Genomic DNA, 23,351 nt, shown 5'->3' on the forward strand with positions numbered 1-23,351 from the left:
TCGCTTCCCGTGTCCGTTGCTGAGCTGCCTTCCCTCGGTCCCCGTGACGACCGGCTGACCGACGTCGGGCGCCTCGTCGTCCGCTGCCCCGACCGGCCCGGCATCGTCGCGGTGCTGTCCCGCCTGCTCGCCGACGCCGGGGCCAACATCACCGAGTCGCAGCAGCACTCCTCCGACCCGGTCGGGGGCACCTTCACGCTGCGGCTGGAGTTCTTCCTCGCCGACCTGGCCCACCGCCGCCACCAGCTCGAGGGCGCCCTGGAGCTGCTGGGCCGCGAGTGGCAGTTCACCTGGCGGCTGACCGAGGCCTCGTACCGGCCGAGGCTCGCGGTGTTCGTCAGCACGACCGACCACGTCCTCCAGGAGCTGCTCTACCGGGTGGGCTCGGGCGACCTGCGGGCGGAGATCGCCGCCGTCGTCTCCAACCACCCCGACCTCGAGCCCGTGGCGCGGGCGCACGGCGTGCCCTTCCACCACGTGCCGGTCACGCCCGACACCAAGCCCGAGGCCGAGGCGCGCGCCCTGGAGCTCATCGGCGACGTCGACCTGGTCGTCCTCGCCCGGTACATGCAGATCGTCTCGGCGGACTTCTGCGCCCGGTTCCCGGAGCGGCTGATCAACATCCACCACAGCTTCCTGCCGGCGTTCGTGGGGGCGAACCCGTACCAGGCGGCGCACGACCGCGGCGTCAAGCTCATCGGCGCCACCGCGCACTACGTGACGCCGGAGCTGGACGCCGGGCCGATCATCGAGCAGGAGGTCGCCCGCGTCGACCACCGCGCCACGGTGGAGGACATGCGGCGGATCGGCCGGTACGTGGAGCGCCAGGTGCTCGCCCAGGCCGTCACCTGGCACGTCGAGGACCGGGTCATCGTGGACGGCGCCAGGACCATCGTCTTCGCGTGAGGACAGCCGCGGGAGCACCGCAGCGAGGGACGGGTGAGGAGCGCACCGCGGCGCGGAGTTCCGCCAGGGGCACCGTGTGAGGTCAGGCCGCTGCGTCGTCCGGTCCCGCGGCTGACCGCCCGTCGTCGGGACGTGGGGCGGGGGCTCACTCGCCCCGGCGGCGCTCCTGCTCGGCGAGGAACCGCTCGAACTCCGCGCCGATCTCCTCGCCGCTGGGCACCTCGCCGGCGTCGCTGAGCAGGTCCGAGCTCTCCCGCGCGGCGGCGAACTGGTCGTACTGCTGCTCGAGCGCCGCGACGACGGCGGTGTTCTCCGGCGAGCGGCCGATCTGCTCGTCGACCTCGGTGCGGTGGGTCTCCGCGGCCTCGCGCAGCGTCTCGGTCGGCAGGTGCAGCCCAGTGAGCCGGGACAGGTGCTCGAGCAGGGTCAGCGAGGCGGCCGGGAAGGTCGCCTGGGCCAGGTAGTGCGGCACGTGCGCGGCCACGCCGAGCGCGTCGACGCCGGCCTCGCCCAGCCGCAGCTCCAGCAGCGCCGCGACGCTGCCGGGGATGCGCAGCTCGCCCCAGTAGACGGGGTAGGCCTCGATGAGCTGCCGCCGCGTGGCGTGCGCGGTGACCGTCACCGGGCGGGTGTGCGGCACCGGCATCGGGATCGCCTGCAGCGCCACCACCGACGTCACGCCCAGCCGCTCGACCAGCCGGCCGACCGCCGCCACGAACCGCTCCCAGGCGAAGTCGGGCTCGGCGCCGTGCAGCAGGAGGAACGGCTCGCCGGCGTCGTCCTCCACCGCGTACAGCGCGATCTCGGGGGCGGTGTAGGACTCGTACCGGTCCCCGTTGAAGGTCATCCGGGGCCGGTGGGCGCGGTAGTCGACCAGGGCGTCGACGTCGAAGCGCGCGATGAGCTGGTGCGGCAGTCCGGCCAGCAGGTGCGAGCCGGCCAGGGCGCCGGCGTGCGCGGCGTCGAACTCACCGGCGAGGTCGTGGACGAGGACCAGGCCGCGGCGGTGCGCCGCCCCGGCCACCTCGGCCTCGCGGGCGAGGAACGGCTCGGCCTCGGGGAGCAGCTCGACGAGCTCCTCCGGTCGCTGCGCCACGGGTGGTGCCTCCTCGCCGGTCGGGTCCTGTCGGTGATCAGCCCGCCGCGGGCGGCGGGCATTCCCGGTTCACCCGCCCGAGCTGCCGTCCCCGAGCCCCTGCTGCGACGGCCGGCCGCTGCCGTCGGGAGCCGGCGGGGCCACCTGCTCCCGCGTGACCTCCGCGCCGGTCTCGTCGCCGCGGATCTCCGGCCGGGTGCCGTCGTCGGTCACGTCCGGGGAGCGCCCGTCGAGCTCGTCGCGGACGTACCGGTAGACGACGGCGATCAGGGCGGCCACGGGGACCCCGAGGAACGCGCCGGTGATGCCGGCCAGGCTGCCACCCGCGGTGACCGCGAGGATCACCACGGCCGCGTGCAGGTTGAACCCACGGCCCTGGATGATCGGCTGCAGCACGTTGCCCTCGATCTGCTGCACCAGCAGCACGATCCCGAACACGATGAGCGCCACGGTGAAGCCCTCGTCGACCAGGGCGATCAGCACGGCGAACGCCCCGGCGACGAAGGCACCGATGATCGGGATGAACGCGCCGAAGAAGGTCAGCACCGCCAGCGGCAGCACCAGCGGGACGTCGAGGATCCACAGCCCCAGGCCGATGAAGAAGGCGTCGACGAAGCCGACCAGCGCCTGCTGCTTGATGAACTCCGAGAGCGTGCTCCAGGTCTTGTGCGAGAGCGCAGCCACGTGCGGCGCGACCTTCGGCCCGGTCTGGGCGGCCAACCAGGGCACCCAGCGCGGGCCGTCCTTGACGAAGAAGAACGCCAGCACCAGCGCCAGCACGAGGTTGATCAGCCCGTTCCCGACCGCCGAGGCGCCGGTCAGCGCGTACCCGGCGATGTTCTGCGCGTTGTCCTGCAGCGAGTTGATGGCGTTGTCGACGGCCTGCCCGATCTGGTCCTGGCCGATGTTGAACGGCGGGCCCTGCAGCCAGGCCTGCACCTGCTGCAGCCCGACGGCGGTCTGGTCGGCCAGCTCGCCGACCTGGTCGGCGACCTGCGGCGCGATCACCGCGACGAGCCCGCCGATGACCGCGAGGAAGCCGAGCAGGGCGACGGTCGCGGCCAGCGCCGGCGGCCAGCGGTGCCGGCGCAGGAACCGCGTCGGCGGCCACAGCACCGTGGCGAACAGCAGGCCCAGCACGATCGGCAGCAGGATCACCCAGAGCCGGCCGAGCACCCACCCGAGGACGACGATCGCGCCGGTGATGAGCAGCAGCTGGGCCGAGGCGATCGCGAGGTTCCGGGTCGCCCGGCGCAGCCGGGGACCCCGCTCGGACGACGGCGCCGGGGCGGCGGTGACGGCGGCCTCGTCGGGGTGGGCGACGTGCTCGCGTCCCTCGACCTGCGCCGGCGCCTCCGCCTCCGCCTCGGCGGAGGCGGAGCGGTCGGACCCTCGGAGTCTCATGCGCGAGATCACAACACGTGGATGTCCGTTCCGGGCCGCGCGGAAACGATCACGAGTTGCCGGAACGATCACGACGCGCACCTCGTAGCGTCGGCGCCATGCCGAAGACCGCGACAACCGACCGGGTCGACCGGACGGCGCTCGAGGAGTTCCTGCGTCCCCGCCACAAGGCCGTGCTGCTCACCCGCCGCAGCGGTGGGGGCGTGCAGCTCTCACCGGTCACCTGCGGCCTGGACGGCGAGGGCCGGGTCGTCGTCTCCACCTACCCGCAGCGGGCGAAGGTGGCCAACGCCCGCCGCGACCCCGCCGTGTCGCTGTGCGTGCTCTCCGACGACTGGGACGGTCCGTGGGTGCAGGTCGACGGCCGGGCCGAGGTGCTGGACCTCCCGGAGGCCCTCGAGCCGCTGGTCGACTACTACCGCGCCATCAGCGGCGAGCACCCGGACTGGGACGAGTACCGCGCCGCGATGACCCGGCAGGGCAAGTCGCTGCTGCGCATCACCGTCGAGCGGTGGGGGCCGGTCGCGACCGGCGGCTTCCCGGCCGAGGTCGCCGCCCGGATGTGAGCCCCGGCGGTCGAGCTGCCAGGCTCGCCCGGTGCCGTTCGTCGTGACCATCGCGCGGCGGGACGGCGGGGACCGGGTCGCCGAAGCCCTCGCCCGCCTCGCCGGGACCGTGCCGGTGGTGCAGCCCTTCGAGCGCACCGCCGACGCCGAGCTGTCCGCCGTCCTGGCCGACCCCGACGCCGTCGTGGACGTGGTCCTCGGCCTGGTCCGGGAGGGCGGCTGGGACGTCGGCGTGGGTGCCGGGCCGCTGCCCGACGGCCTGCGGACCGGTGCGCCCGCCGTGCTCGGCGCCCGCCGGGCGGTGGACGCGGCCCGGCAGCGCAGCGCCCGCCTGGCCGTGCGGGGGATGGTGCCGCCCGACGCCGGCGACGCGCAGGCGGTGCTCAGCGCGCTCGCCGCCCTCGTGCAGCGGCGCAGCGCCCCGGCGTGGGAGGCGATCGAGCTGGTCGGCGCCGGGCGCTCCCAGGCCCAGGCCGCCGCGGCCCTCGGCATCTCCCGCCAGGCGGTCGGGCAGCGGCTGGCCGCCGGGTTGTGGGAGCTGGAGCGGGAGCTGCGCCCGACCGCCGCCCGGCTGCTGGTCCGGGCGGCCGGCTGAGCCGTCGTCGCGCGCGGTGATCAGCGGGGTGGTGAGAATGGGACACCCTCGCCCGTCCCGCGCCCCCTGGGAGAACCGTGTCCGAGCCGTCCGCGCCCGCCGGGCTCCGCAACGCCGAGCTGCTCACCGTCTACACCAACGACCACCTCGCCGCCGCCACCGGTGGCATCGAGCTGGTCCGCCGCATGCTCGGCCGGCACCGGGGCAGCGCGTACGAGACCCGGCTGACCGAGCTGCTGGGCGAGCTGCAGGAGGAGCGGTCCGCGCTGCGCACCACGATGCAGTCCCTCGGCCTGCCGGTGCGCCAGTACAAGCAGGTGGCGACCTGGGTGGGGGAGAAGCTCACCCGCCTCAAGCTCAACGGCCACCTGCTCTCCCGGTCGCCGCTGTCGGACCTGGTCGAGTTCGAGTTCATCGCCACCGCGGTGCTGGCCAAGCGGGCCGGGTTCGAGACCCTCCGCGCGCTGGGGGAGACCGACGACCGGATCGACGGGGAGCTGTTCCACCGGCTGATCGAGCAGGCCGACAAGCAGCACCACTGGCTGGCCGACGTCCGGCGCGAGGTCGCCGCGAGCGTGTTCGGCGGGCACGCGGGCGCCGCCGACGAGTCCGCCGACACCTGAGCGGGCGCCGGGGCGTCGGCGCAGGTAGGAACGGTGCATGTGCCACGACACCGACAGCCGCCCGCCCCCGCCGCCGAGGAGCGGCGACGTGGCCGAGCGCGGCACGCTGACGCTCACCGCTGGTGACGGCACCGAGTTCGCCGCGGCGCACGCCGCGCCCGCGGAGCCCGCCCGGGTGGGGGTCGTGCTCCTGCCCGACATCCGCGGCCTGCACCCGTACTACGTGGCCCTGGCCGAGCGGTTCGCCGAGGCCGGGCTCTCCGCGGTGGCGATCGACTACTTCGGGCGGACGGCCGAGCTGCCGCAGACGGGCACGCGGGAGCAGGACTTCGACTGGCAGACGCACATCCCGCAGACCACCCCGGAGGGGGTGGACGCCGACGTCGCCGCCGCGATCGCGTACCTGCGCGAGCGCACCCGACCCGACCTGCCGGTGGTGACCGTCGGGTTCTGCTTCGGCGGCAGCCACGCGTGGCGGCTGGCCGGCGGGGACCTGGACGTGGCCGCGTGCGTCGGCTTCTACGGCCGGCCGGCCATGGTCGGCGACGTCGCGGCCACCCGCCCGACGCTCATGGTGATCGCCGGCGCGGACCAGGCCACCCCGGTCGAGGACCAACTCGCGCTCGCCGAGCGGATGCGCGCCGGCGGGGCGGAGGTCGAGACCGCGGTCTACGACGGCGCACCGCACTCGTTCTTCGACCGCGCGTACGGCGACTGGGCCGACGCCTGCGCCGACGTCTGGCGCCGGGTGCTCACGCTGACCGACCGGGTCGCGACCACCTGAGGACAGCGGCGGGAGCTTCAGCGAGCGCCGGCTCGCCGTCTCGAGCGGCCGCCGCCACCTCCTAGGCTGGCCGGGGTGAGCGGACGGGCGACACGCTGCTCGTCCTCGCCGCGTCCTCCGACCTGCCAGCGATGGCCGCGTTGCTCGACGGTGCGCGTTCCCGACCTCGCCGGTCAGGCATGCCAGGCTGGTGCGCGGGTACCGCGGCGCCGCGTGGGGGAAGGCGGAGGACAGATGGTCGACGTCGAGACGTCCGGCGGGCCCGCGCCCGTCGCCGCGGCCTGAGCCGGCGGGACGCGGAACATGGTCGCGCAGCAAGGGCTGTCGGGCACCGGGGCGGAGGTCCCGGAGCCCGGGGGCGCCAGTGCCCTGACCCCGGCTGAGGCCGCCGAGGTGCAGGCCGCCGAGGTGCAGGCCGCCGACGTCGAGGAGGCCACGGTGGCCGCGGCGCGGGCGGCCGAGGCGAGCCACGGCGCGGCGCACCAGGTCCCCGCCGAGCTCCCCGACCCGTCGCCCGGCGGGCTGCCACGCTGGCTGGTCCTGGTGGGCGGGGCGGCCGCGGCCACCATCGCCATCGCCGGCGTCCGGGAGATCGCCTGGCTGGTCGGCCCGGTGCTGCTGGCGCTGGTCGTCGTCATCGCGCTCATGCCCGTGCAGCGGTTCCTGCAGCGGCACGGCTGGCCGCGCTGGGCCAGCGCCACGGTGCTCCTGGTGCTCGTCTGGACGATCCTGCTGGCCTTCGTCGCGCTGCTGGTCGTCTCGATAGCCCAGTTCGCCGCGCTGCTGCCCGACTACGCCGACTCCGCCGAGGCGCTGCTGGCCTCGGTGGTGGCCGATCTCAACGACCGGGGGATCGTCTCCGGCCAGCTCTCCGACCTCATCTCCCAGTTCGACTACAGCCAGCTGGTCGGGGTCGCCACCGGCGTGCTCACCCGGGCCACCGACGCCGCCTCCACGCTGGTCCTGCTGCTGGCGGCGCTGGTGTTCCTGGCGATCGAGTCCGGCGGGTTCGGCCGGCGGCTGGCCCAGGTCGCTGCCGAGCGCCCGCACCTGCCGATCGCGCTCGGGCTGTTCGCCCGCGGCACCCGCAGCTACCTGTGGGTCAGCACGGTGTTCGGGGGGATCGTCGCGATCGGCGACGCGATCGCGCTGGCGATCATCGGCATCCCGTTGCCGGTGGTCTGGGGTCTGCTGTCGTTCATCACCAACTACGTGCCCAACATCGGCTTCGTCCTCGGGCTGGTGCCGCCGGCCATCCTCGGCCTGCTGGCCGGCGGCTGGACGGAGTTCTGGGTGGTCGTCGCGGTCTACGCACTGCTCAACTTCGTCGTCCAGACGCTCATCCAGCCGCGGTTCGTCGGTGACTCCGTCGGGCTGTCGATGACGGTCACCTTCGTCGCCCTGCTGTTCTGGGGCTGGGTGCTCGGCGCGCTGGGGGCGCTGCTGGCGATCCCGCTGACTCTGCTGGTCAAGGCGATGCTCGTGGACGTCGACCCGCGCGGGCACTGGCTGGACGCGCTGCTGCGCGAGGAGCCGCGGGCGCCCCGGACCAGCCGCGCCCGGCAGCGGGCCAACGCGCGGCGGGCGGCGATCGCGTCGGTGCGGGCCCTGCACCCGCACCTGCCGGGCCGGCGCCACGCCGGCCCGGACGCGGTTCCGCCGGCGCCGGAGACCGAGGGCGCAGACGGGTCGCAGGGCCGCGTCGAGGGCTGAACGCGCAGGTCAACCCGGAATGTCACACCCCTGGAGGACGTTGTCACCGTGTCGGGCACCGCGCCCGGCGGAACGTCTTCGGAGGAACAGATGAAGGGCGACCGCGTAGAGGTCGTGATCGACGCCGGCGGCACGACCCGCACCTACGACATCGAGGCCACCCGCGCCGGGCGGCGGGTGGACGTGACCCACGGCCGGGGGCTGGTGGAGGTCACCGAGACCACGCGCGGCGGCACGCCCATCCGCACCGCGCGGTTCATGGCCGGGCGGGTGCTGGCGCTGGTGGAGCACCCGGCGCCGCGCCGGGCAGTGGACGACGACGCCGAGGTGACGCCGCTGAGGCAGACCGCGTGAGAGGCCCCGGCCTCCTCACCGCTCGCAGGCTCGCGGCGAGCCTCGGGACAGGGCCATCAGGGCCCGGGAACACGCGGGCGAGGCCGGGCCGAGGAGCACCGCCTGAGTGAGGCCCCCGGCCAGGAGCTGGTGGTCATGGCCGGGCTGCAGGGCAGCGGCAAGTCCACCTGGGTCGGGGAGCACCTCGCCGCCACCCACACGGTGGTGAGCAAGGACCACTGGCCCAACGCCCGCCGCCGCGAGGCCCGGCAGCAGCGGGTGGTCGCCGAGCTGCTCGCCGCCGGGCGCAGCGTCGTCGTCGACAACACCAGCCCGACCGTCGAGGACCGCGCGCCGCTCGTCCTCGCGGCCCGGGCGGCCGGCGTCCCGGTCCGCGCGGTGTGGCTGGACACCCCGGTGCCCACCTGCGTGCTCCGCAACGACGCCCGCGAGGGCCGCGCCCGGGTGCCCCTCGCCGGCCTGTACGGCACGGCCGCGCGGTTCGTCCCGCCGACGATCGCGGAGGGGTTCGACCGGGTCGACGTCGTCCGACCCGGCTGACCGGCCGACGGGGGTGCGGCACGCCGGTGCCGGGACCGGGTCCCCGGTGCGGTAGGACTTGTCCCGCCCGTCCCCTCGACCCGTCGGAGGTCCGCCGTGCTGGCCAGCATCGGTTACGCCGTCGCCTACACCGCGGTCGGCATCGCGCTGCTGACCCTCGGTTTCGTCGTCCTCGACCTGCTCACCCCCGGCCGGCTGGGCCGGCACATCCACGAGGAGCGGTCGGTCAACGCCGGCCTGGTGCTGGCCACGGGCTACCTGGGCCAGGGCGCGGTCGTCTTCGCCGCCATCTGGACCAACGCCACCAGCGGCTTCGGCGAGGCGCTGCTGTGGACCGTGGTCTTCGGCGTGCTGGGCGTCCTGCTGCAGGCCGTCGCGTTCCTCGTGCTCGACCTGATCACCCCCGGCAAGCTCGGCGCGCACGTCACCGAGGTGCCGTTCCACCCGGCCAGCATCGTGCTGGGCGCCGTCCAGCTCGCGGTCGCCGCGACCGTCGTCGCGAGCATCTGGCCCTGATCCCCGGGGCCGCCGCGACCCGCCGGGGGCTACCGGTCGGTAGGTCCCGCGACCGGCCGCCGTACCGTGTCCCCGGGCAGCCGGACGGCGCCAGACATCGAAGGGGATCGGGATGAGCGAGACGAGCAGCACGGGGGCCCGCGTGGCCATCGTGACCGGGGCGGCCCGCGGTATCGGCGCGGCGACCGCTCTGCGGCTGGCGCAGGACGGGTTCGCGGTGGGCGTGCTCGACCTGGAGGAGTCCGCCGGCAAGGACACCGTGCAGGCGATCGAGGCCGCCGGTGGCCGGGCGCTGGCGGTGGGCGCCGACGTCAGCGACGCCGAGCAGGTCGAGGCCGCGGTCGCGCGGGTCGCCGCGGAGCTGGGTGCGCCGACCGTGCTGGTGAACAACGCCGGCGTCACCCGCGACAACCTGCTGTTCAAGATGACCGAGGTCGACTGGGACGTCGTCATGAACGTGCACCTGCGGGGCGCCTTCCTCATGTCGCGCGCGGTGCAGAAGCACATGATCGAGGCCAAGTGGGGCCGGATCGTCAACCTGTCCAGCGTCTCGGCGCTGGGCAACCGCGGCCAGGCCAACTACTCGACGGCCAAGGCCGGCCTGCAGGGCTTCACCAAGACCCTGGCCATCGAGCTGGGCAAGTTCGGCGTCACCGCCAACGCGATCGCGCCCGGGTTCATCCAGACCGAGATGACCAAGGCGACCGCCGAGCGGATCGGCGTCCCGTTCGAGGACTTCATCGCCGCCGCGGCCAAGGAGATCCCGGTGCAGCGGGTGGGCCAGCCGGAGGACATCGCGCACCTCGTGTCCTTCCTGGTCAGCGAGGGCGCCGGCTTCGTCTCCGGGCAGGTCGTCTACGCCGCGGGCGGTCCCCGGGCCTGAAGGAGGACCCCGTCCTCCTCACCGCTCGCACGCTCGCGGCGGGACCCTGCAGGGGGCCGCTCCAGCACGTCGCCAGGGTCCGGCCGGGGTTCCCGGCCGGACCCCGCTGCGTGTCCGGACCGCCCCGGCGGGTAGGGGACGCCGGTGCTGCCGCTGCGCCTGGTCCTGCTCGGTGACTCGCTCGCGTACGGCTCCGGAGCCGGCCGGGTCGACGACACACTCGGTCCGCGGCTGGCGCGGGTCCTCGGGGACGCCGGGTACGACGTCGACCTGCAGGTCCTGGCGATCCCCGGCGCCGTCTCGCAGGACCTGACCGCGCAGGTCCGCCGCGCCGTCCCGCTCGCGCCCGACCTCGCCCTCGTGGTGGTCGGCGCCAACGACCTCGCCCGGTTCGTCCCCGCCGCGCAGGCGGCCGCCGCACTGGGTGGGGCGGTGGGCGAACTGCGGACGCTCGGCAGCGACGTGCTCGTCGTCCCGGCGCCCGACATGTCGACGGTGCCGTTCGTGCCCCCGGCGTACCGCGCGCTGGTGCGGAGCGCCTCGGAACAGCTGCAGCGCCAGCAGGCCGCCGCGGCCCGGGGTGCCGGCGCGATGGTCGCCGAGGTGTCCGCAGCCGTGGCCGCCGCGTTCACCGCCGACGTGTCGCTGTTCTCCGCCGACCGGTTCCACCCGTCCTCGGCGGGCTACGCGCACATCGCCGACGCGCTCACCCCGCACGTGCTCGCCGCGGCGGCCGCCCGCCGGGAGTCCGCCGCCTGACCTGCCGCCTCGCGATCATGGCGCCGTGACCGGAACTCCGGCTCCGGAGCGGTCACGGCGCCATGATCGTCAGGACCGGCGCTCGTCGTCAGCAGGTGTGGTGCACCGGCGCCAGGCCGTACACCGGCGTCGGGATGCCGGCCTGCCGGGCCTTGAGCTGCAGCGCCAGGTACAGCGAGTAGTGCCGCGACTGGTGCAGGTTGCCGCCGTGGAACCACAGCGCCTCCTGCTGGGTCGGCTTCCACATGTTGCGCTGCTCGCCCTCCCACGGCCCCGGGTCCTTGGTGGTGTCCGAGCCCAGGCCCCACACCTTGCCGACCGTGTCCGCGACCTCCTGCGAGATGAGGTCGGCGGCCCAGCCGTTCATCGACCCGTAGCCGGTGGCGTAGACGACGAGGTCGGCCGGCAGCTCCGTGCCGTCATCCAGGACGACGGCGTCCTCGGTGAGGTGGTCGACCTGGCCCTGCGCCAGCTCCACCTCCCCGTCGGCCACGAGGTCGGCGGCGCCCACGTCGATGTAGTAGCCGGAGCCGCGGCGCAGGTACTTCATGAACAGGCCCGAGCCGTCGTCGCCCCAGTCGTGCCGGAAGCCGGCCTTCTGCAGCCGCTCGTAGAAGTCGGCGTCACGCTCGGCCATCTGCTCGTACAGCGGGATCTGGAACTCGTGCATGATCCGGTAGGGGATCGAGGCGAAGACCAGGTCCGCCTTCTCCGTCGTGATGCCGTTGGCCACCGCCTCCTCGCTGTAGAGGGCGCCGAGGCCGATGTCCATGAGGGTGGCGCTCTTGACGATGTGCGTCGAGCTGCGCTGGACCATGGTGACGTCGGCGTCGTGCTCCCAGAGCGCGCCACAGATGTCGAAGGCCGAGTTGTTGCTGCCGATGACGACGCAGCGCTTGCCGGCGTAGGCGTCCGGCCCGGGGTGGGCCGAGGAGTGGTGCTGGTCGCCGGGGAAGACGTCCTTCCCGGGCAGGTCGGGGATGTTGGGCTTGCCGGACATGCCGGTGGCGAGCACCAGGTGCTGAGGCCGCAGGGTCAGTGCGTCCCCCTCGCGCTCGAGCTCGACCGTCCACTCACCCCTCTCGGGCGAGTACGAGGCCCTGGTCGCCACCGTGCTCGACCAGTAGGGGACCTCCATGGCCTCGACGTAGGACTCGAGCCAGTCGCCGATCTTGTCCTTGGGCGAGAACACCGGCCAGGTGTCGGGGAACTTCAGGTAGGGCAGGTGGTCGTACCAGACCGGGTCGTGCAGGCAGAGGGACTTGTAGCGGCCGCGCCACTGGTCGCCGGGCCGCGGGTGCTTGTCGACGACGAGCGCGGGCACGCCGAGCTGCCGGAGCCGCGCGCCCAGCGCGATGCCCCCCTGGCCGCCGCCGACGACGAGCACGTACGGCTGCACGGAGGTGCCCAGCTCGGCCTGCTCCTTCTCCCGCCGTTCCAGCCAGGTCAGCCGCTGCTTGTTGACGCCGTGCTCGGCGCCCATCGGCCGACGTGCGCCGCGGGGCTCCTCGTGGCCCACCAGCTCGAACAGCGTGGTGAGGAAGGTCCACGCCTTCGTCGTCCCCTCCTCCTCGACGAGCCGGGCCACCCCGCGGCCGCGGCCGACGGCGGTCTCGAAGGTGAACCAGACGGTGAGGACGCCGTCCGCCTCGTCCGGGGGCTCCTCGACGGCGAACGACCGCGGGTCGGTGCGGTCCAGGGTCTCGGTGAGCAGGTCGCGGACGCCGGCGGGCCCCTCGACCGTGGTGATGTTCCAGGTGAAGGAGACCAGGTCCCGCCAGAAGCTCGTGGCGGCGAACGCCCCGGCGGCGCGGTCGACGTCGCGGGCGGTGAGGGCGTCGGCGAAGCTCGCCAGCCAGGCGTCGGCGCGCTCGGCGGGGGAGCCGGTGGCCCCGGGTCTTTCGATCGTCTGCGTCACGGAGGAGCCTCCTGCGTCGTCACGGGAACGTGACGCCCAGCACACCTGCAGGGGCGCTGCAGCGGGAGCGTTGCAGGGGGTTGCACCAACTAGGGTCGTGGCGCAGGTCACAGTCGAGGAGCTGCCCCATGTCCAGCGCCGTCCAGAGCGCCCTCCCGCCGGGCGCCGACCCGCGTGCGCACACCCGGCTGCTCGAGCGCGTCCGCGCCGCCGCGCTCGGCGGCGGCACGCCCCCGGCCGCGCCGCGCCCGGTGATCGGGGCCTCGTGGCGGCGGGTGCGGTGCGCCGGCCTGGACCCCTCCGAGGCGCCCGACGTCCCCCCGCTGGACGGCGCGGAGCTGGAGCGCCGGCGCGCGGAGAGTGGCCTGGCGCCCCTGCTGCCCCTGCTCCGGGAGCGGCTGCTGCCGGTGGCCCGGGACGCCGGCCAGGTGCTCGTGGTGGTGGACGCCGAGTGCCGGGTGCTGTGGCGGGAGGGCGGCCCGCAGGTGCGCCGCCGGGCCGATCGCCTGGGGTTCGTCGAGGGCTCGGCCTGGGACGAGGACACCGTGGGCACCAACGCGATCGGCACCAGCCTGGTCGTCGACAGCCCGCTGCAGGTGCACGCCGGCGAGCACTACGCGGAGGGGCACCAGCCGTGGACCTGCGCCGCCGCTCCGCTGCACGCCCCGGTCACCGGCCGCCTGCTCGGCGCGGTCGACCTCTCCGGGCCCGCCGCGACGGTGCACCCGAGCACGATCGCGCTGGTCGACGCGGTCGCCCGGCTGGCCGAGCTCGAGCTGCACGCCGCGCACACCCGCCAGGTGGAGCGGCTGCGCGCCCTGGGCGCCCCGCTGCTGGCCCGGCTGCCCGGCCCCGCCCTCGTGGTCGGGCCGGACGGGTGCACCGCCGCCGCCTCCGGGCTGGCCGCGCCCGACCGCGTCCCCCTGCCCGACGGGGTGCGGGCCGGCCGGCTGGAGCTGCCGGTGCTGGGCCGGTGCACCGCCGAGCCGCTGCCCGGGGGCTGGCTGCTGCGGCCGGCCGACGGGGCCGACGGGGTCGACGACGCCCGGCCGGCCGGCGTCGTCCTGGACCTCGCAGAGGCCCGCCCGGAGGTGCGGGTGAGCGGCCCGAGCGGCACCTGGTCGGCCGCGTTGAGCCTCCGGCACGCCGAGATCCTGCTCGCCCTCGCCGAGCACCGCGCCGGCCGCTCGGCCGCGGAGCTCGCCGGCGACCTCTTCGGCGACCCCGCCCGCACGGTGACCGTGCGCGCCGAGGTGTCCCGGCTGCGGCGCACGCTCGGGTCGGTGGTCTCGGCGCAGCCCTACCGCATCGCCGACGACGTGCACCTCGAGGTGCGGACGCCGGTCCCCGCGGCCCGGCTGCTGCCGGCGTCCACCGCCCCGCTGGTGGAGCGGCTGCGCCGGAGCTGAGGCGTGCCGGTCACGCGGGAGCGCGCAGGGCGCGGGCGTCGGCGAGCCGGGTCAGCACGGGACCGCCGACCGCGAGCACGAGCACGTAGCCGGTCGCCACCGGCCCGAGCTCGGCCACCCCTGCCGCGACCGCCAGGCCGGCGATGACGATCGAGAACTCGCCGTGCGCGACCAGTGCCGTCCCCGCGCGCAGCCGGCCGGGGACACCGACCGCGTCCCGGCGCGCGGCGAACCAGCCGGTGGCGACCTTGGTGCCGGTCGTGACCAGCGCCAGCAGGAGCACCGCGGGCAGCACCGGCAGCAGCGCGCCCGGGTCGGTGGACAGCCCGAAGGCGACGAAGAACGTGGCGGCGAACAGGTCCCGCAGCGGGCCCAGGATCGCCCGTGCCCGCTCGGCGAAGGAGGCCGGCAGGGCCAGGCCGACGAGGAACGCCCCGACCGCGGCCGAGGCCCCGAGCGCCTGCGCGAGCCCGGCCACCAGCAGGGTCAGCCCGACCAGCCGCAGCAGCACCTGCTCGTCGTCCGGCGAGGCGAGCAGCCGGCCGAGCCGCTGGCCGTGGCGCTGGGCGGCCAGCAGCACGAGCAGCACCGCGCCCACCGCGAGCCCGGTGCCGGCGAGGGCCGACGCCGGGCCGCCGCCGGCGAGGGCGACCACCAGCAGCGGGAGGAACAGCGCCATCGCGAGGTCCTCGAGCACCAGCACCGACAGCACCGCCGGCGTCTCCCGGTTGGCCAGGCGGCCGAGGTCGCCCAGCAGGCGGGCGACGATGCCGGAGGAGGTGACCCAGGTGACCCCGCCCAGGGCCAGCGCCCCCTGCCACGGCAGCCCGAGCAGCAGCCCGGCGACGAAGCCCGGCGGGGCGTTGAGCAGCAGGTCGACCAGGCCCGAGGGGCCGTGCCGGCGCAGCGAGGAGAACAGCTCGTCGGCGGAGAACTCCAGTCCCAGTGCGAGCAGCAGCAGGACGACGCCGATCTCGGCGGCCGCCTCGATGAACGGCTGGGCCGTGCTCAGCGGGACGACGCCGCCGTCCCCGAGGGCGAGGGCGGCCACCAGGACGAAGGGGATCGGCGAGAGCCCGAACCGCCGCGCCAGCAGGCCGATCAGCGACAGGCCGAGGAAGAGCAGGCCGAGCTCGACCAGCAGGGCGGCGACGTGCTCCACCGGCCGCGCCCTACACCTGCTCGGCCAGGCGGCGCTCCAGCTGCTCGAGCCCGGACTCCGACCCGATGGCCACCAGGACGTCACCGGCGTGCAGCACGTCCTCGGGGCCGGGGGAGGGGACGACGTCGCGGTCGCGCACGATCGCCACGATCGAGCAGCCGGTCAGCGTGCGGGCGCGGGTGTCGCCGAGCGGCCGCCCGGCGAACCGCGAGTGCGCAGGGATCGGGAACCGGCCGGACTCCAGGCCGGGCACCTCGCGGGAGAGGTCGGCGAACCGCTGGGTGAGCCGCGGCGCGCCCAGCACCTCGGCCACCGCGTCGACCTCCTCGGCGTCGAGCCGGACGACGCCGAGCGCCCGGTCGGGGTCGCGCCGGTCGTAGACCGCGGCCTCGGCGCCGCCGTCCCGCTGGACGACGATGGCCAGCACCTGGCCCGCCCGGGTGCGCATCTCGTAGCGGACGCCCACGCCCGGCAGCAGCGTCTCCTCCAGCTCCACGGCCGCATCGTGGCAGACCGCGGCGCCGTTCACCGGACGTCGGAGGGCAGCCGGGCGGCCAGCAGCTCGGCGAGGTGCAGGGCGCGGCGACCGGCCAGCTGGTCGAGCTGGGTGCGGCAGGAGAACCCGTCGGCCAGCACGACGGCGTCCGGCCCCGCCGCCCGGACGGCGGGCAGGAGCTGCTGCTCGGCGATGGCGGCCGACACGTCGTGGTGGCCCCGCTCGACGCCCCAGTTGCCGGCCAGCCCGCAGCAGCCGCCGACGCGGTGCACGGTGGCGCCCGCGTCCCGCAGCAGCCGCTCGTCGGTCGCCCAGCCGAGCACGGCGTGGTGGTGGCAGTGCGGCTGGGCGACGACCTCGACCCCGGCCAGGGACGGCGGCGTCCAGCCCGGTGTCGCGCGCAGCAGCTCGGCCAGGGTGCGGGTGCCCGCCGCGACCCGCTCCGCGACCGAGCCGCCCACCAGCTCGAGCGCCTCGCTCCGCAGGACGGCGGTGCAGGAGGGCTCGACCCCCACGATCGGCGTCCCCGCGTCGGCCAGCGGCGCCAGCAGCTCGACGGTGCGGCCCAGCGTGCGGCGGGCGGCGTCGAGCTGGCCGGTGGTGATCCAGGTCAGCCCGCAGCAGGCCTCGGCGGGCGGCACCTGCACCCGGTAGCCGGCCGCCTCCAGCACCCGCGCCGTCGCGACGGCGACCTCGGGGGCGAAGTGGTCGGTGAACGAGTCCACCCACAGCGCGACCGCCGGCCCCTCCCCGGACGCCGGGCGGGCGGCCCAGTCCTGCCGGAACGTGCGGGGCGCGAAGGCCGGCAGGCTGCGCCGCTGGTCGACCCCGGCGCTCCACTTCGCCAGCCGGCCGCCGACCCGGGAGGTCATCACCGCGTTCACCAGCCGCGGCGCGCGGGCGGCGAGGTCGGCCCACCGCGGCAGCCGGCCGAGCGTGTAGTGCGAGCGCGGCCGGAGCCGCCGCCGGTACGACTGGTGCAGCACCTCGGCCTTGTACGAGGCCATGTCGACGCCGGTGGGGCAGTCCCGCGAGCAGCCCTTGCAGGACAGGCACAGGTCCAGCGCGGCGTGCACCTCCGGGGAGCGCCAGTCGCGCACCGGCCCGCCGGGGGCGAGCATCTCCTGCAGCACGCGGGCCCGGCCGCGGGTGGTGTCCTTCTCCTCGCGGGTGGCCGGCCAGGACGGACACATGACCCCGCCGGTGGCCTGCAGGTCGGCCCGGCACTTCCCGACGCCGGTGCACCGGTGGACGGCGGCGGAGAAGTCCCCGCCGTCGTGCCGGTAGGCCAGGGCCAGGCGCTCGGTCCGGGTGGGCGCGGCGGCCACGCGGATGTCGTCCTCGACCCGCGCCGGCCGCACGAGGACGCCGGGGTTGAGGACGTCACCGGGGTCGAACAGGCCCTTGACCCGCTCGAAGAGCCCGAGGACCTCGGGAGAGTACATGGTCGCCAGCAGTTCGCTGCGGGCCCGGCCGTCCCCGTGCTCGCCGGACACCGACCCGCCGAACCGGGCCACCAGCGCGGCGGCGTCCTGCACGAAGGCCCGGTAGGCCGCCCGCCCCCTGTCCTCGCCGCGCCCGAGCGGGAAGTCGATCCGGACGTGCACGCAGCCGTCGCCGAAGTGGCCGTAGGGGACGCCCTTCAGGCCGTGCTCGCCCAGCAGCGCCTCGAAGCCGCGCAGGTAGGCGCCGAGCTGCTCGACCGGCACCGCGGCGTCCTCCCAGCCCGCGTGCGCGGGCCGTCCGTCCGACGTGCGGGCGGCGAGGCCGGCGCCGTCCTCGCGGATGCGCCAGATCGCGGCGGCCTCGGCCGGGTCGGTGACCACCAGCGTGTCCAGCGCCCCCGCGTCGTGGAGCACCCCCTCGGCCTTGGCCTCGATCTCGGCGACCGAGTTGCCGGTGAGCTCGACGATCAGCCAGCCGTCGCCGCGCGGCAGGTCCGGCACCACGGCGGCGGGGACGTCCCGCAGCCGCTGCACGATCCGCTGGTCGAGCCCCTCGCAGGCGGTCGGCTCGTGCCGCAGCAGCGCCGGGGTGGCGTCGGCGGCCTCGGCCATCGACGGGTAGCCGAGCACCACCAGCCCGCGGTACGGGGCGTCGGCCACCAGCCGCACGGTCGCGCCGAGCACCAGCGCGAGCGTGCCCTCGCTGCCGACCAGCGCCCGGGCGACGTCGAAGCCGCGCTCGGGCAGCAGGTGCTCCAGGGAGTAGCCCGACACCTGGCGGCCGAAGCGGCCCAGCTCGGTGCGGATCAACCCGAGGCCGTCCCCGACCAGCCGCCGCAGCTCCCCGAGCACCCCGCCGTCCGGGGCGCCGTCCGGCCCGAGGCAGAGCCGCTCGCCAGCGCCGGTGACGACGTCGAGGCCGACGACGTTGTCCGACGTCCGGCCGTAGCCCAGGGCCCGGGACCCGCAGGCGTTGTTGCCGATCATCCCGCCGATCGTGCAGCGGTTGTGCGTGCTCGGGTCGGGGCCGAAGCGCAGCCCGTGCGGCCGGGCCGCCGCCTGCAGCGCCGCCTGCACCACGCCGGGGTCGACGGTCGCCGTCCGTGCCTCGGGGTCGATCGCGCGCACCCGGGCGAGGTACCGGCTGGTGTCGACGACGACGCCGGGGCCGACCGCGTTGCCGGCGATCGACGTGCCCGCGCCGCGGGCGGTCAGCGGGACGCCCAGCTCCCGGCAGACGGAGAGCGTGGCCTCGATCTCGTCGGGGTGGCGGGGGCGGACCACCGCGCGCGGCAGCACCCGGTACAGCGAGCCGTCGGAGGAGTAGAGCGCCCGCGCGAGCCCGGAGTCGTCGACGTCGCCGATCCCGGCCCGGCGCAGCGCGGGGAGCAGGTCGGTGTCGGCGGGAGCGGCTGTCCGGGTCACGCCGCCAGTCTCGGCCCGGGGCCCGGGCCTCGGCGAGGGGGGTCACTCCCCGAAGCGGGGCGGGTCCTCCGCGAGGTGGGTGCGGGCCCACAGCGCCGCCGACGTCCGGTCCCGGACCCCGATGCGCTGGAACACGTTGGTCAGGTGCGCCTTCACGGTGCCCTCCCGGATGCCGAGGGCGCGGGCGATCTGCTTGTTGGCCAGCCCCCGGCCGACCAGGGCGAGCACCTCCTGCTCCCGCTCGGTCAGCTCGGCGACCCGGGCGGGGCTGCGCCGGGCGTGCAGCAGCGTCCGCGCCACCCGCGGGTCGAGCGGGGAGTGGCCCCTCGCGGTCGAACGGATCGCGGCCAGCAGGTCGGCCGGCTCGGTGTCCTTGAGCACGTAGCCGCCGGCGCCGGCGTCGAGCGCCTCCACCACCCGCTGCTGGTCGGAGAACGAGGTGAGCACGAGCACCTCGACGTCGGGGTTCTCCTCGAGGATGCGGCGGGTCGCCGTCACGCCGTCCATGACCGGCATCGACAGGTCCATGAGGACGACGTCCGGGGACAGCCGGGCGACCGCGGCCACGGCCTCGGCGCCGTCCCCGGCCGTGCCGACCACGCGCATGTCCTCGGCGGCGGCGATGAGACCGGCCAGCCCCGAGCGCATGAGGGCGTGGTCGTCGACCACGAGGACCTCGATCACCGGGAGGGCACCTCCAATCGGAGACTGGTGCCGGCGCCGGGGGCGGAGCGCAGGCGCAGCGTCGCGTCCTCGGCGGCGGCCAGGTCGGCGAGCAGGCGCAGGCCCAGGTGGCCGCCGCGCTGCCGGTCGAGAGCCGGCGCGACGTCGAACCCGACCCCGTCGTCGGTGATCTCCAGGACGAGGGTGTCGGTGTCCTGCGCGACCGTGACGTCGACGCTGCGGGCGCCGGAGTGCTTCACCACGTTGCGCAGCGCCTCGGAGACGGTGCGCAGGACCAGGGCGGCGACGTCCGGCGGTGGGCAGAGCCCGTCGGGGAGCGACAGCCGCACGTCGATGCCGCGGGGCCGCAGCCGGTCGGTGCAGTCGGCCAGGGCCAACGGCAGCCCGGACTGCTCGAGGTTCGGCGGGTAGATCTCGACCAGCAGCGACCGCAGGGACGCCACGGAGTCCCGCAGCGCCCCGGCGGCCTGCCCGAGCCGGTCGGGGACGTCGGAGGACGGCGCGGTGGACGGCGCGGTGGACGGCGGGTGCCGGAGGTCGTCGGCGGTGCGGGCCACGAGCAGCGCGGCCGCGGAGACGTCCTGGACCAGCCCGTCGTGCAGGCTGCCGGCGATCCGGCGGCGCTCCTCGGTGGAGGCGTCCAGCGCCCGGGCCTGCAGCAGCTCCCGCTCCCGCTGGGTCGCGCGCAGCTGGGTGACCATCCGGCGGGCCAGCGGCAGCTGGACGGCGACCATGGTGAGCAGCGCCGCCACGGAGATGGGCGCGAACTCCCACCAGATCTCCTGCTGCCGGGAGGTGGCCTGGGTGTAGTCCGAGTAGGTCTCCAGCAGCAGCGGCCGCCCGCCCGGCCCCGTGATCTGCCGGTACACCTCCAGCAGGCGACCGTTCTCGTCCTCCTCGAACTGGTTCTCCGGCCGGCTCAGGTCGCTGACCTCGGCCCGGGTCACGCCGTCGCGCAGGGCCTGGCGGTCGTCCGCGCCGAGCCGGAAGGTACGGCCGATCAGCAGGGGCTCGTCCGAGTAGACGATCTGCCCGTCGGCCGTCCAGACCTTGATCCGGATGATGCCGACTCCCGGCAGGCGGTCACGCATGCGGGCGTCGAAGGCGGCGATCGCGGCCGGGTCCCCGGCGAGCAGGCGTTCGTCCAGGTTGGGCTGGACGAGGACCTCGGCCAGCAGGTCGGTCATGCGACGGGCGTCGGCGAGGGCCTCGTGCTCGGCGGCCCGGGCGCTGGCCCAGACACCGAGGCCGAGCAGCAGCAGGATCGCCGCGACGTTGGCGGCGAGGAAGCGGGCCACGACGCGGCCCACCGAGGCGGCGCGCGGGCGGTGCCGGACCGCCGTGCTGTCCACCAGGGCGACCCAGCCCGAGGTGGGGCCGGCCGCCGTCCGTGGCGGGGGCACGGCCGTCTGTTGGCGCGTGGCCATGGGCCCACCCCCCCGTGTGCCGTCGGGCGCTACCGCGCCGGCCCCGGAACCTCCGGCGCACCCTGCCGGGGAGTTGTGCCACCCGGGAGGTCCATCGCGCAAGGGGACGGCCGTCGTACGACCTCTAAGTGGTGAGCTGCCGCCACAGGCGCCGCAGCGGGGAGGAGGGTCCTGCGGCGGGGAGCGCGCCGGCGGCGGAGCACCCGGCCGCCGCGAGCGCGCCGGCCCGCTCGGGGTGGTCGAGGACCTCGGCCAGGGCCGTCGCCAGCGCCGTCGGGTCGTCGGGGGGCACGACCAGACCGGTCTCGCGGTGCCGGACGAGGAGGGGCGCGGCGACCGGTGCGGTGGCCACCACCGGTCGCCCGGCCGCGAAGGCGTCGAGGAGGCCGGGCACCAGGTGCTCCGGGCCGTCGTCGTGCTGCCGGTAGGGGAGGACCAGCACCCCGCTGCGGCGCACCGCCGCCCGGACCGCGGCGCGGGGGAGCAGCCCGCAGAAGTCCACCCGCTCGGCGAGGCCGAGGTCCTCGGCGCAGTCGCGCAGGTCCCGGCTCCAGGGGCCGCCGCCGGCGACCGTCAGGGACAGCGGCGGCCGGTCCTCGGCGAGCAGCCCGAAGGCGGTCAGCAGGGTGTCGACGCCGCCGGCCGGCGAGAGGGGGGCAACGCACAGCAGCAGGGGCGGGCGGGCCACCGTCCCGCACGCCGTCGCGCCCCACCCCTGCTCCGTCGGTCCCACGCGAGGGAGCAGATCAGCACCCCGGTGGACGGCGCACCTGGACGGGCGTCCTACGACGCGCGCCTCACCACAGCGTCAGCGAGCGGCGGAAGATCCCGGCGACGTCGTCCTCGGTGACGTCCTTGGGCGCGGTGGCCAGCAGTCGCTGCTGCTTCATCGTGCCCTGCACCAGGTCGGGGATGTCGCCCTCGTCGTAGCCGACCGCACCGATGCCGCCGGGGATGTCGATGTCGCGCATCAGCGCCGTCAGGACGGTCGGCAGGAACTGCGCGGGGTCGTCGGTCTGCTCGGCGCGCGGGTCCAGCAGGCGGGCGGCGCGCAGGTGCCGCTCGGGGTCGGCGTCGAAGGTGAAGCGGAACGCCTCGGGCGCGGTCAGCGCGACCGACATGCCGTGCGGCACCATCGGCTCGTCGGCCGGGTAGTCCTTGGGGTGGAAGTCCTTCACCCGCCCGGCGATCGGGTAGGCGTTGGCGTGCGGGATGTGCACGCCGGCGTTGCCGAAGCCCAGTCCCGCGAAGGTGGCGGCCATCGCCATCCGCCCGCGGGCCTCGGCGTCCTCACCGTTGTGCACCGCCGTGCGGAAGGACTCCGCCAGCAGGCCGAGCGCCCGCTCGGACCACATGTCGGCGATCGGGTTGGCGCCGCAGTAGGGCACCCGCTCCTCCGGCCGCTTGTGCTCGAAGGTCGTGTAGGGCCGCGCGGTGTAGCTCTCCAGCGCGTGGCAGAGGATGTCCATGCCGGCGGCGGCGGTCACCCCGGCCGGCTGGGTGCGCGTGAGCGCAGGGTCGACCACGGCCATGGTGGGCCGCAGCCGGGCGTGGCTGATCCCGGTCTTCACCTTCTGCGCCAGCACGTCGAGCACGCAGATCGTCGTGCTCTCCGCGCCCGTGCCGGTGGTCGTCGGGACGGCGACCAGGGGGTTGAGCGGGTTGACCGGTGCCCGGCCCTCACCGACCGGCTTGTTCACGTAGTCCATGAGCTCGCCGGGGTTGGTCGTGAGCAGGTTGATCGCCTTGGCGGTGTCGATGCTCGACCCCCCGCCCACGGCGACGATCGCGTCCCACGGGCCGTGCTCACGCGCCCAGCCGACGGCGTGCTCGAGGCTCTCGTCGGTGGGCTCGACGTGCGCCCCGTCGAAGACCAGCGCCTCGATGCCGAACTGGGTCATCTGGTCGGCGACCCGCTGGGGGTGCCCGGTCGCACCGACCCCGGGGTCGGTCACGACGAGCACCCGCTTGGCGCCGGTGAGGCTCAGGTCGTAGCCGATCTCGTCGGAGGCGCCGGGGCCGAACTTCAGTTGCGGAGCGCCGTAGGTGAACACGCTCTCGGGGTTCGCGGGGGAGTAGGTGGGCTGCGGCATGGCCCCTCCTCGGTCAGCGCTGACGGTCGGGTGCGGTACGCGTCTGTCGAGTCTGCTGCCGCAGCCGGGACGGGGCCAGCCCGCGGAGCGGCGCCCGATAGACCGCCGGCCTGGGAGGCCCCGGCCGCGACACGCGGACGGCCCCGGTGAGACATCTCGCAGTGTCACGAACAGATCACGCCGGGAGACTGGGCCGCGTGCTGGACTACCTCGTCGTCGGCGGACTGCTGACCGTCATCGCGTTCTGCCTGTTCATCCTGACCCGCATCCAGCCGGAGCAGCCGGCGCGCCAGCAGCACCGGTCACCCGGCGACGGGGGCACCACCCTGATGCCCGCGCAGGTCGCGCCGTCCCCGGCCGTCGCGCCGCGGCCGGCCGCCGCGCGGCCGGCCGTCCCGCGCTCGCACCGCGTCTCCGCCCAGCACTGACCGGCGTGGGGGGGGGGGGGGGGGGGGGGGGGGGGGGGGGGGGGGGGGGGGGGGGCGGGGGGGGGGGGGGGGGGGGGGGGGCGGCGGGGGGCGCTGGGGGGGGGCCGGGTCGTTGTGCTGCTTGT

At 75.6% G+C, this 23,351-nt stretch carries 23 protein-coding genes; 13 read left to right on the forward strand and 10 right to left on the reverse strand.

Annotation, left to right across the window (positions count from 1 at the left end; all coding sequences use genetic code 11):
- The first annotated feature begins 9 nt into the window (after window positions 1-9).
- Window positions 10-906 (forward strand): formyltetrahydrofolate deformylase, encoded by an 897-nt coding sequence (gene purU / locus ACI782_RS18635; RefSeq protein ID WP_456911568.1) that lies wholly within the window; start codon window positions 10-12, stop codon window positions 904-906.
- A 145-nt stretch (window positions 907-1,051) separates the two neighbouring features.
- On the opposite strand, the gene ACI782_RS18640 is transcribed toward purU, so the two are convergent.
- Window positions 1,052-2,002, reverse strand: coding sequence for a proteasome assembly chaperone family protein (locus ACI782_RS18640; protein ID WP_456911569.1), 951 nt, complete (start codon window positions 2,000-2,002; stop codon window positions 1,052-1,054).
- 69 nt (window positions 2,003-2,071) lie between these two features.
- Window positions 2,072-3,406, reverse strand: a complete 1,335-nt coding sequence (locus tag ACI782_RS18645; protein WP_456911570.1) for an AI-2E family transporter — start codon at window positions 3,404-3,406, stop codon at window positions 2,072-2,074.
- A 98-nt stretch (window positions 3,407-3,504) separates the two neighbouring features.
- Between ACI782_RS18645 and ACI782_RS18650 the strand changes: the two genes are divergently transcribed.
- The 10 genes from ACI782_RS18650 to ACI782_RS18695 all read left to right on the forward strand — a co-directional run bounded on the left by ACI782_RS18650 (window position 3,505) and on the right by ACI782_RS18695 (window position 10,739).
- Window positions 3,505-3,972, forward strand: coding sequence for a PPOX class F420-dependent oxidoreductase (locus tag ACI782_RS18650; RefSeq protein WP_456911571.1), 468 nt, complete (start codon window positions 3,505-3,507; stop codon window positions 3,970-3,972).
- A gap of 31 nt (window positions 3,973-4,003) precedes the next feature.
- Window positions 4,004-4,567, forward strand: coding sequence for a hypothetical protein (locus ACI782_RS18655; RefSeq protein WP_456911572.1), 564 nt, complete (start codon window positions 4,004-4,006; stop codon window positions 4,565-4,567).
- A gap of 77 nt (window positions 4,568-4,644) precedes the next feature.
- The gene (locus ACI782_RS18660; protein WP_456911573.1) at window positions 4,645-5,190 is read left to right on the forward strand and encodes a hypothetical protein; all 546 of its coding nucleotides are present in this window, start codon (window positions 4,645-4,647) and stop codon (window positions 5,188-5,190) included.
- A gap of 88 nt (window positions 5,191-5,278) precedes the next feature.
- Window positions 5,279-5,974, forward strand: a complete 696-nt coding sequence (locus ACI782_RS18665; RefSeq protein WP_456911574.1) for a dienelactone hydrolase family protein — start codon at window positions 5,279-5,281, stop codon at window positions 5,972-5,974.
- A gap of 303 nt (window positions 5,975-6,277) precedes the next feature.
- A complete protein-coding gene (locus tag ACI782_RS18670; RefSeq protein WP_456911575.1) occupies window positions 6,278-7,687 on the forward strand; it encodes an AI-2E family transporter in 1,410 nt (469 codons plus the stop codon).
- A 90-nt stretch (window positions 7,688-7,777) separates the two neighbouring features.
- A complete protein-coding gene (locus ACI782_RS18675; RefSeq protein ID WP_456911576.1) occupies window positions 7,778-8,041 on the forward strand; it encodes a hypothetical protein in 264 nt (87 codons plus the stop codon).
- A 135-nt stretch (window positions 8,042-8,176) separates the two neighbouring features.
- Window positions 8,177-8,581, forward strand: a complete 405-nt coding sequence (locus tag ACI782_RS18680) for an AAA family ATPase (RefSeq protein WP_456911577.1) — start codon at window positions 8,177-8,179, stop codon at window positions 8,579-8,581.
- 96 nt (window positions 8,582-8,677) lie between these two features.
- On the forward strand, window positions 8,678-9,097 hold the full coding sequence (locus tag ACI782_RS18685; RefSeq protein ID WP_456911578.1) for a DUF350 domain-containing protein: 420 nt from the start codon (window positions 8,678-8,680) through the stop codon (window positions 9,095-9,097).
- A gap of 112 nt (window positions 9,098-9,209) precedes the next feature.
- A complete protein-coding gene (fabG, locus tag ACI782_RS18690; protein WP_456911579.1) occupies window positions 9,210-9,980 on the forward strand; it encodes a 3-oxoacyl-ACP reductase FabG in 771 nt (256 codons plus the stop codon).
- Window positions 9,981-10,124: 144 nt separating this feature from the next.
- Window positions 10,125-10,739 (forward strand): GDSL-type esterase/lipase family protein, encoded by a 615-nt coding sequence (locus tag ACI782_RS18695; RefSeq protein ID WP_456911580.1) that lies wholly within the window; start codon window positions 10,125-10,127, stop codon window positions 10,737-10,739.
- An 88-nt stretch (window positions 10,740-10,827) separates the two neighbouring features.
- Here ACI782_RS18695 and ACI782_RS18700 read toward each other — a convergent pair whose 3' ends face one another.
- The gene (locus ACI782_RS18700; RefSeq protein WP_456911581.1) at window positions 10,828-12,657 is read right to left on the reverse strand and encodes an NAD(P)-binding domain-containing protein; all 1,830 of its coding nucleotides are present in this window, start codon (window positions 12,655-12,657) and stop codon (window positions 10,828-10,830) included.
- 128 nt (window positions 12,658-12,785) lie between these two features.
- Here ACI782_RS18700 and ACI782_RS18705 point away from each other — a divergent pair, with 128 nt between their 5' ends.
- Window positions 12,786-14,066, forward strand: a complete 1,281-nt coding sequence (locus ACI782_RS18705; RefSeq protein WP_456911582.1) for a GAF domain-containing protein — start codon at window positions 12,786-12,788, stop codon at window positions 14,064-14,066.
- Window positions 14,067-14,076: 10 nt separating this feature from the next.
- Here the strand turns inward: ACI782_RS18705 and ACI782_RS18710 are convergent, their stop codons facing one another.
- The 7 genes from ACI782_RS18710 to ACI782_RS18740 form a co-directional block, all read right to left on the reverse strand.
- The gene (locus tag ACI782_RS18710; protein WP_456911583.1) at window positions 14,077-15,228 is read right to left on the reverse strand and encodes a cation:proton antiporter; all 1,152 of its coding nucleotides are present in this window, start codon (window positions 15,226-15,228) and stop codon (window positions 14,077-14,079) included.
- A gap of 10 nt (window positions 15,229-15,238) precedes the next feature.
- Window positions 15,239-15,724 (reverse strand): cation:proton antiporter regulatory subunit, encoded by a 486-nt coding sequence (locus ACI782_RS18715; protein WP_456911584.1) that lies wholly within the window; start codon window positions 15,722-15,724, stop codon window positions 15,239-15,241.
- A 29-nt stretch (window positions 15,725-15,753) separates the two neighbouring features.
- Entirely contained in the window at window positions 15,754-18,594 is a 2,841-nt protein-coding gene (locus ACI782_RS18720) for an FAD-binding and (Fe-S)-binding domain-containing protein (RefSeq protein ID WP_456911585.1), read from the reverse strand.
- A 42-nt stretch (window positions 18,595-18,636) separates the two neighbouring features.
- The gene (locus ACI782_RS18725) at window positions 18,637-19,278 is read right to left on the reverse strand and encodes a response regulator (protein WP_456911586.1); all 642 of its coding nucleotides are present in this window, start codon (window positions 19,276-19,278) and stop codon (window positions 18,637-18,639) included.
- Entirely contained in the window at window positions 19,275-20,705 is a 1,431-nt protein-coding gene (locus tag ACI782_RS18730) for a sensor histidine kinase (RefSeq protein WP_456911587.1), read from the reverse strand. The genes ACI782_RS18725 and ACI782_RS18730 overlap by 4 nt, the downstream gene beginning before the upstream one ends.
- Window positions 20,706-20,829: 124 nt before the next feature.
- Entirely contained in the window at window positions 20,830-21,438 is a 609-nt protein-coding gene (locus tag ACI782_RS18735; RefSeq protein WP_456911588.1) for a glycosyltransferase, read from the reverse strand.
- Between the two features lie 64 nt (window positions 21,439-21,502).
- Window positions 21,503-22,798: a hydroxyacid-oxoacid transhydrogenase gene (locus ACI782_RS18740; protein WP_456911589.1), complete on the reverse strand. Its 1,296-nt coding sequence runs from the start codon at window positions 22,796-22,798 to the stop codon at window positions 21,503-21,505.
- A gap of 197 nt (window positions 22,799-22,995) precedes the next feature.
- Here ACI782_RS18740 and ACI782_RS18745 point away from each other — a divergent pair, with 197 nt between their 5' ends.
- A complete protein-coding gene (locus ACI782_RS18745) occupies window positions 22,996-23,226 on the forward strand; it encodes a hypothetical protein (RefSeq protein ID WP_456911590.1) in 231 nt (76 codons plus the stop codon).
- Window positions 23,227-23,351 lie beyond the last annotated feature (125 nt).

The organism is Geodermatophilus sp. SYSU D00703, assembly GCF_054050155.1.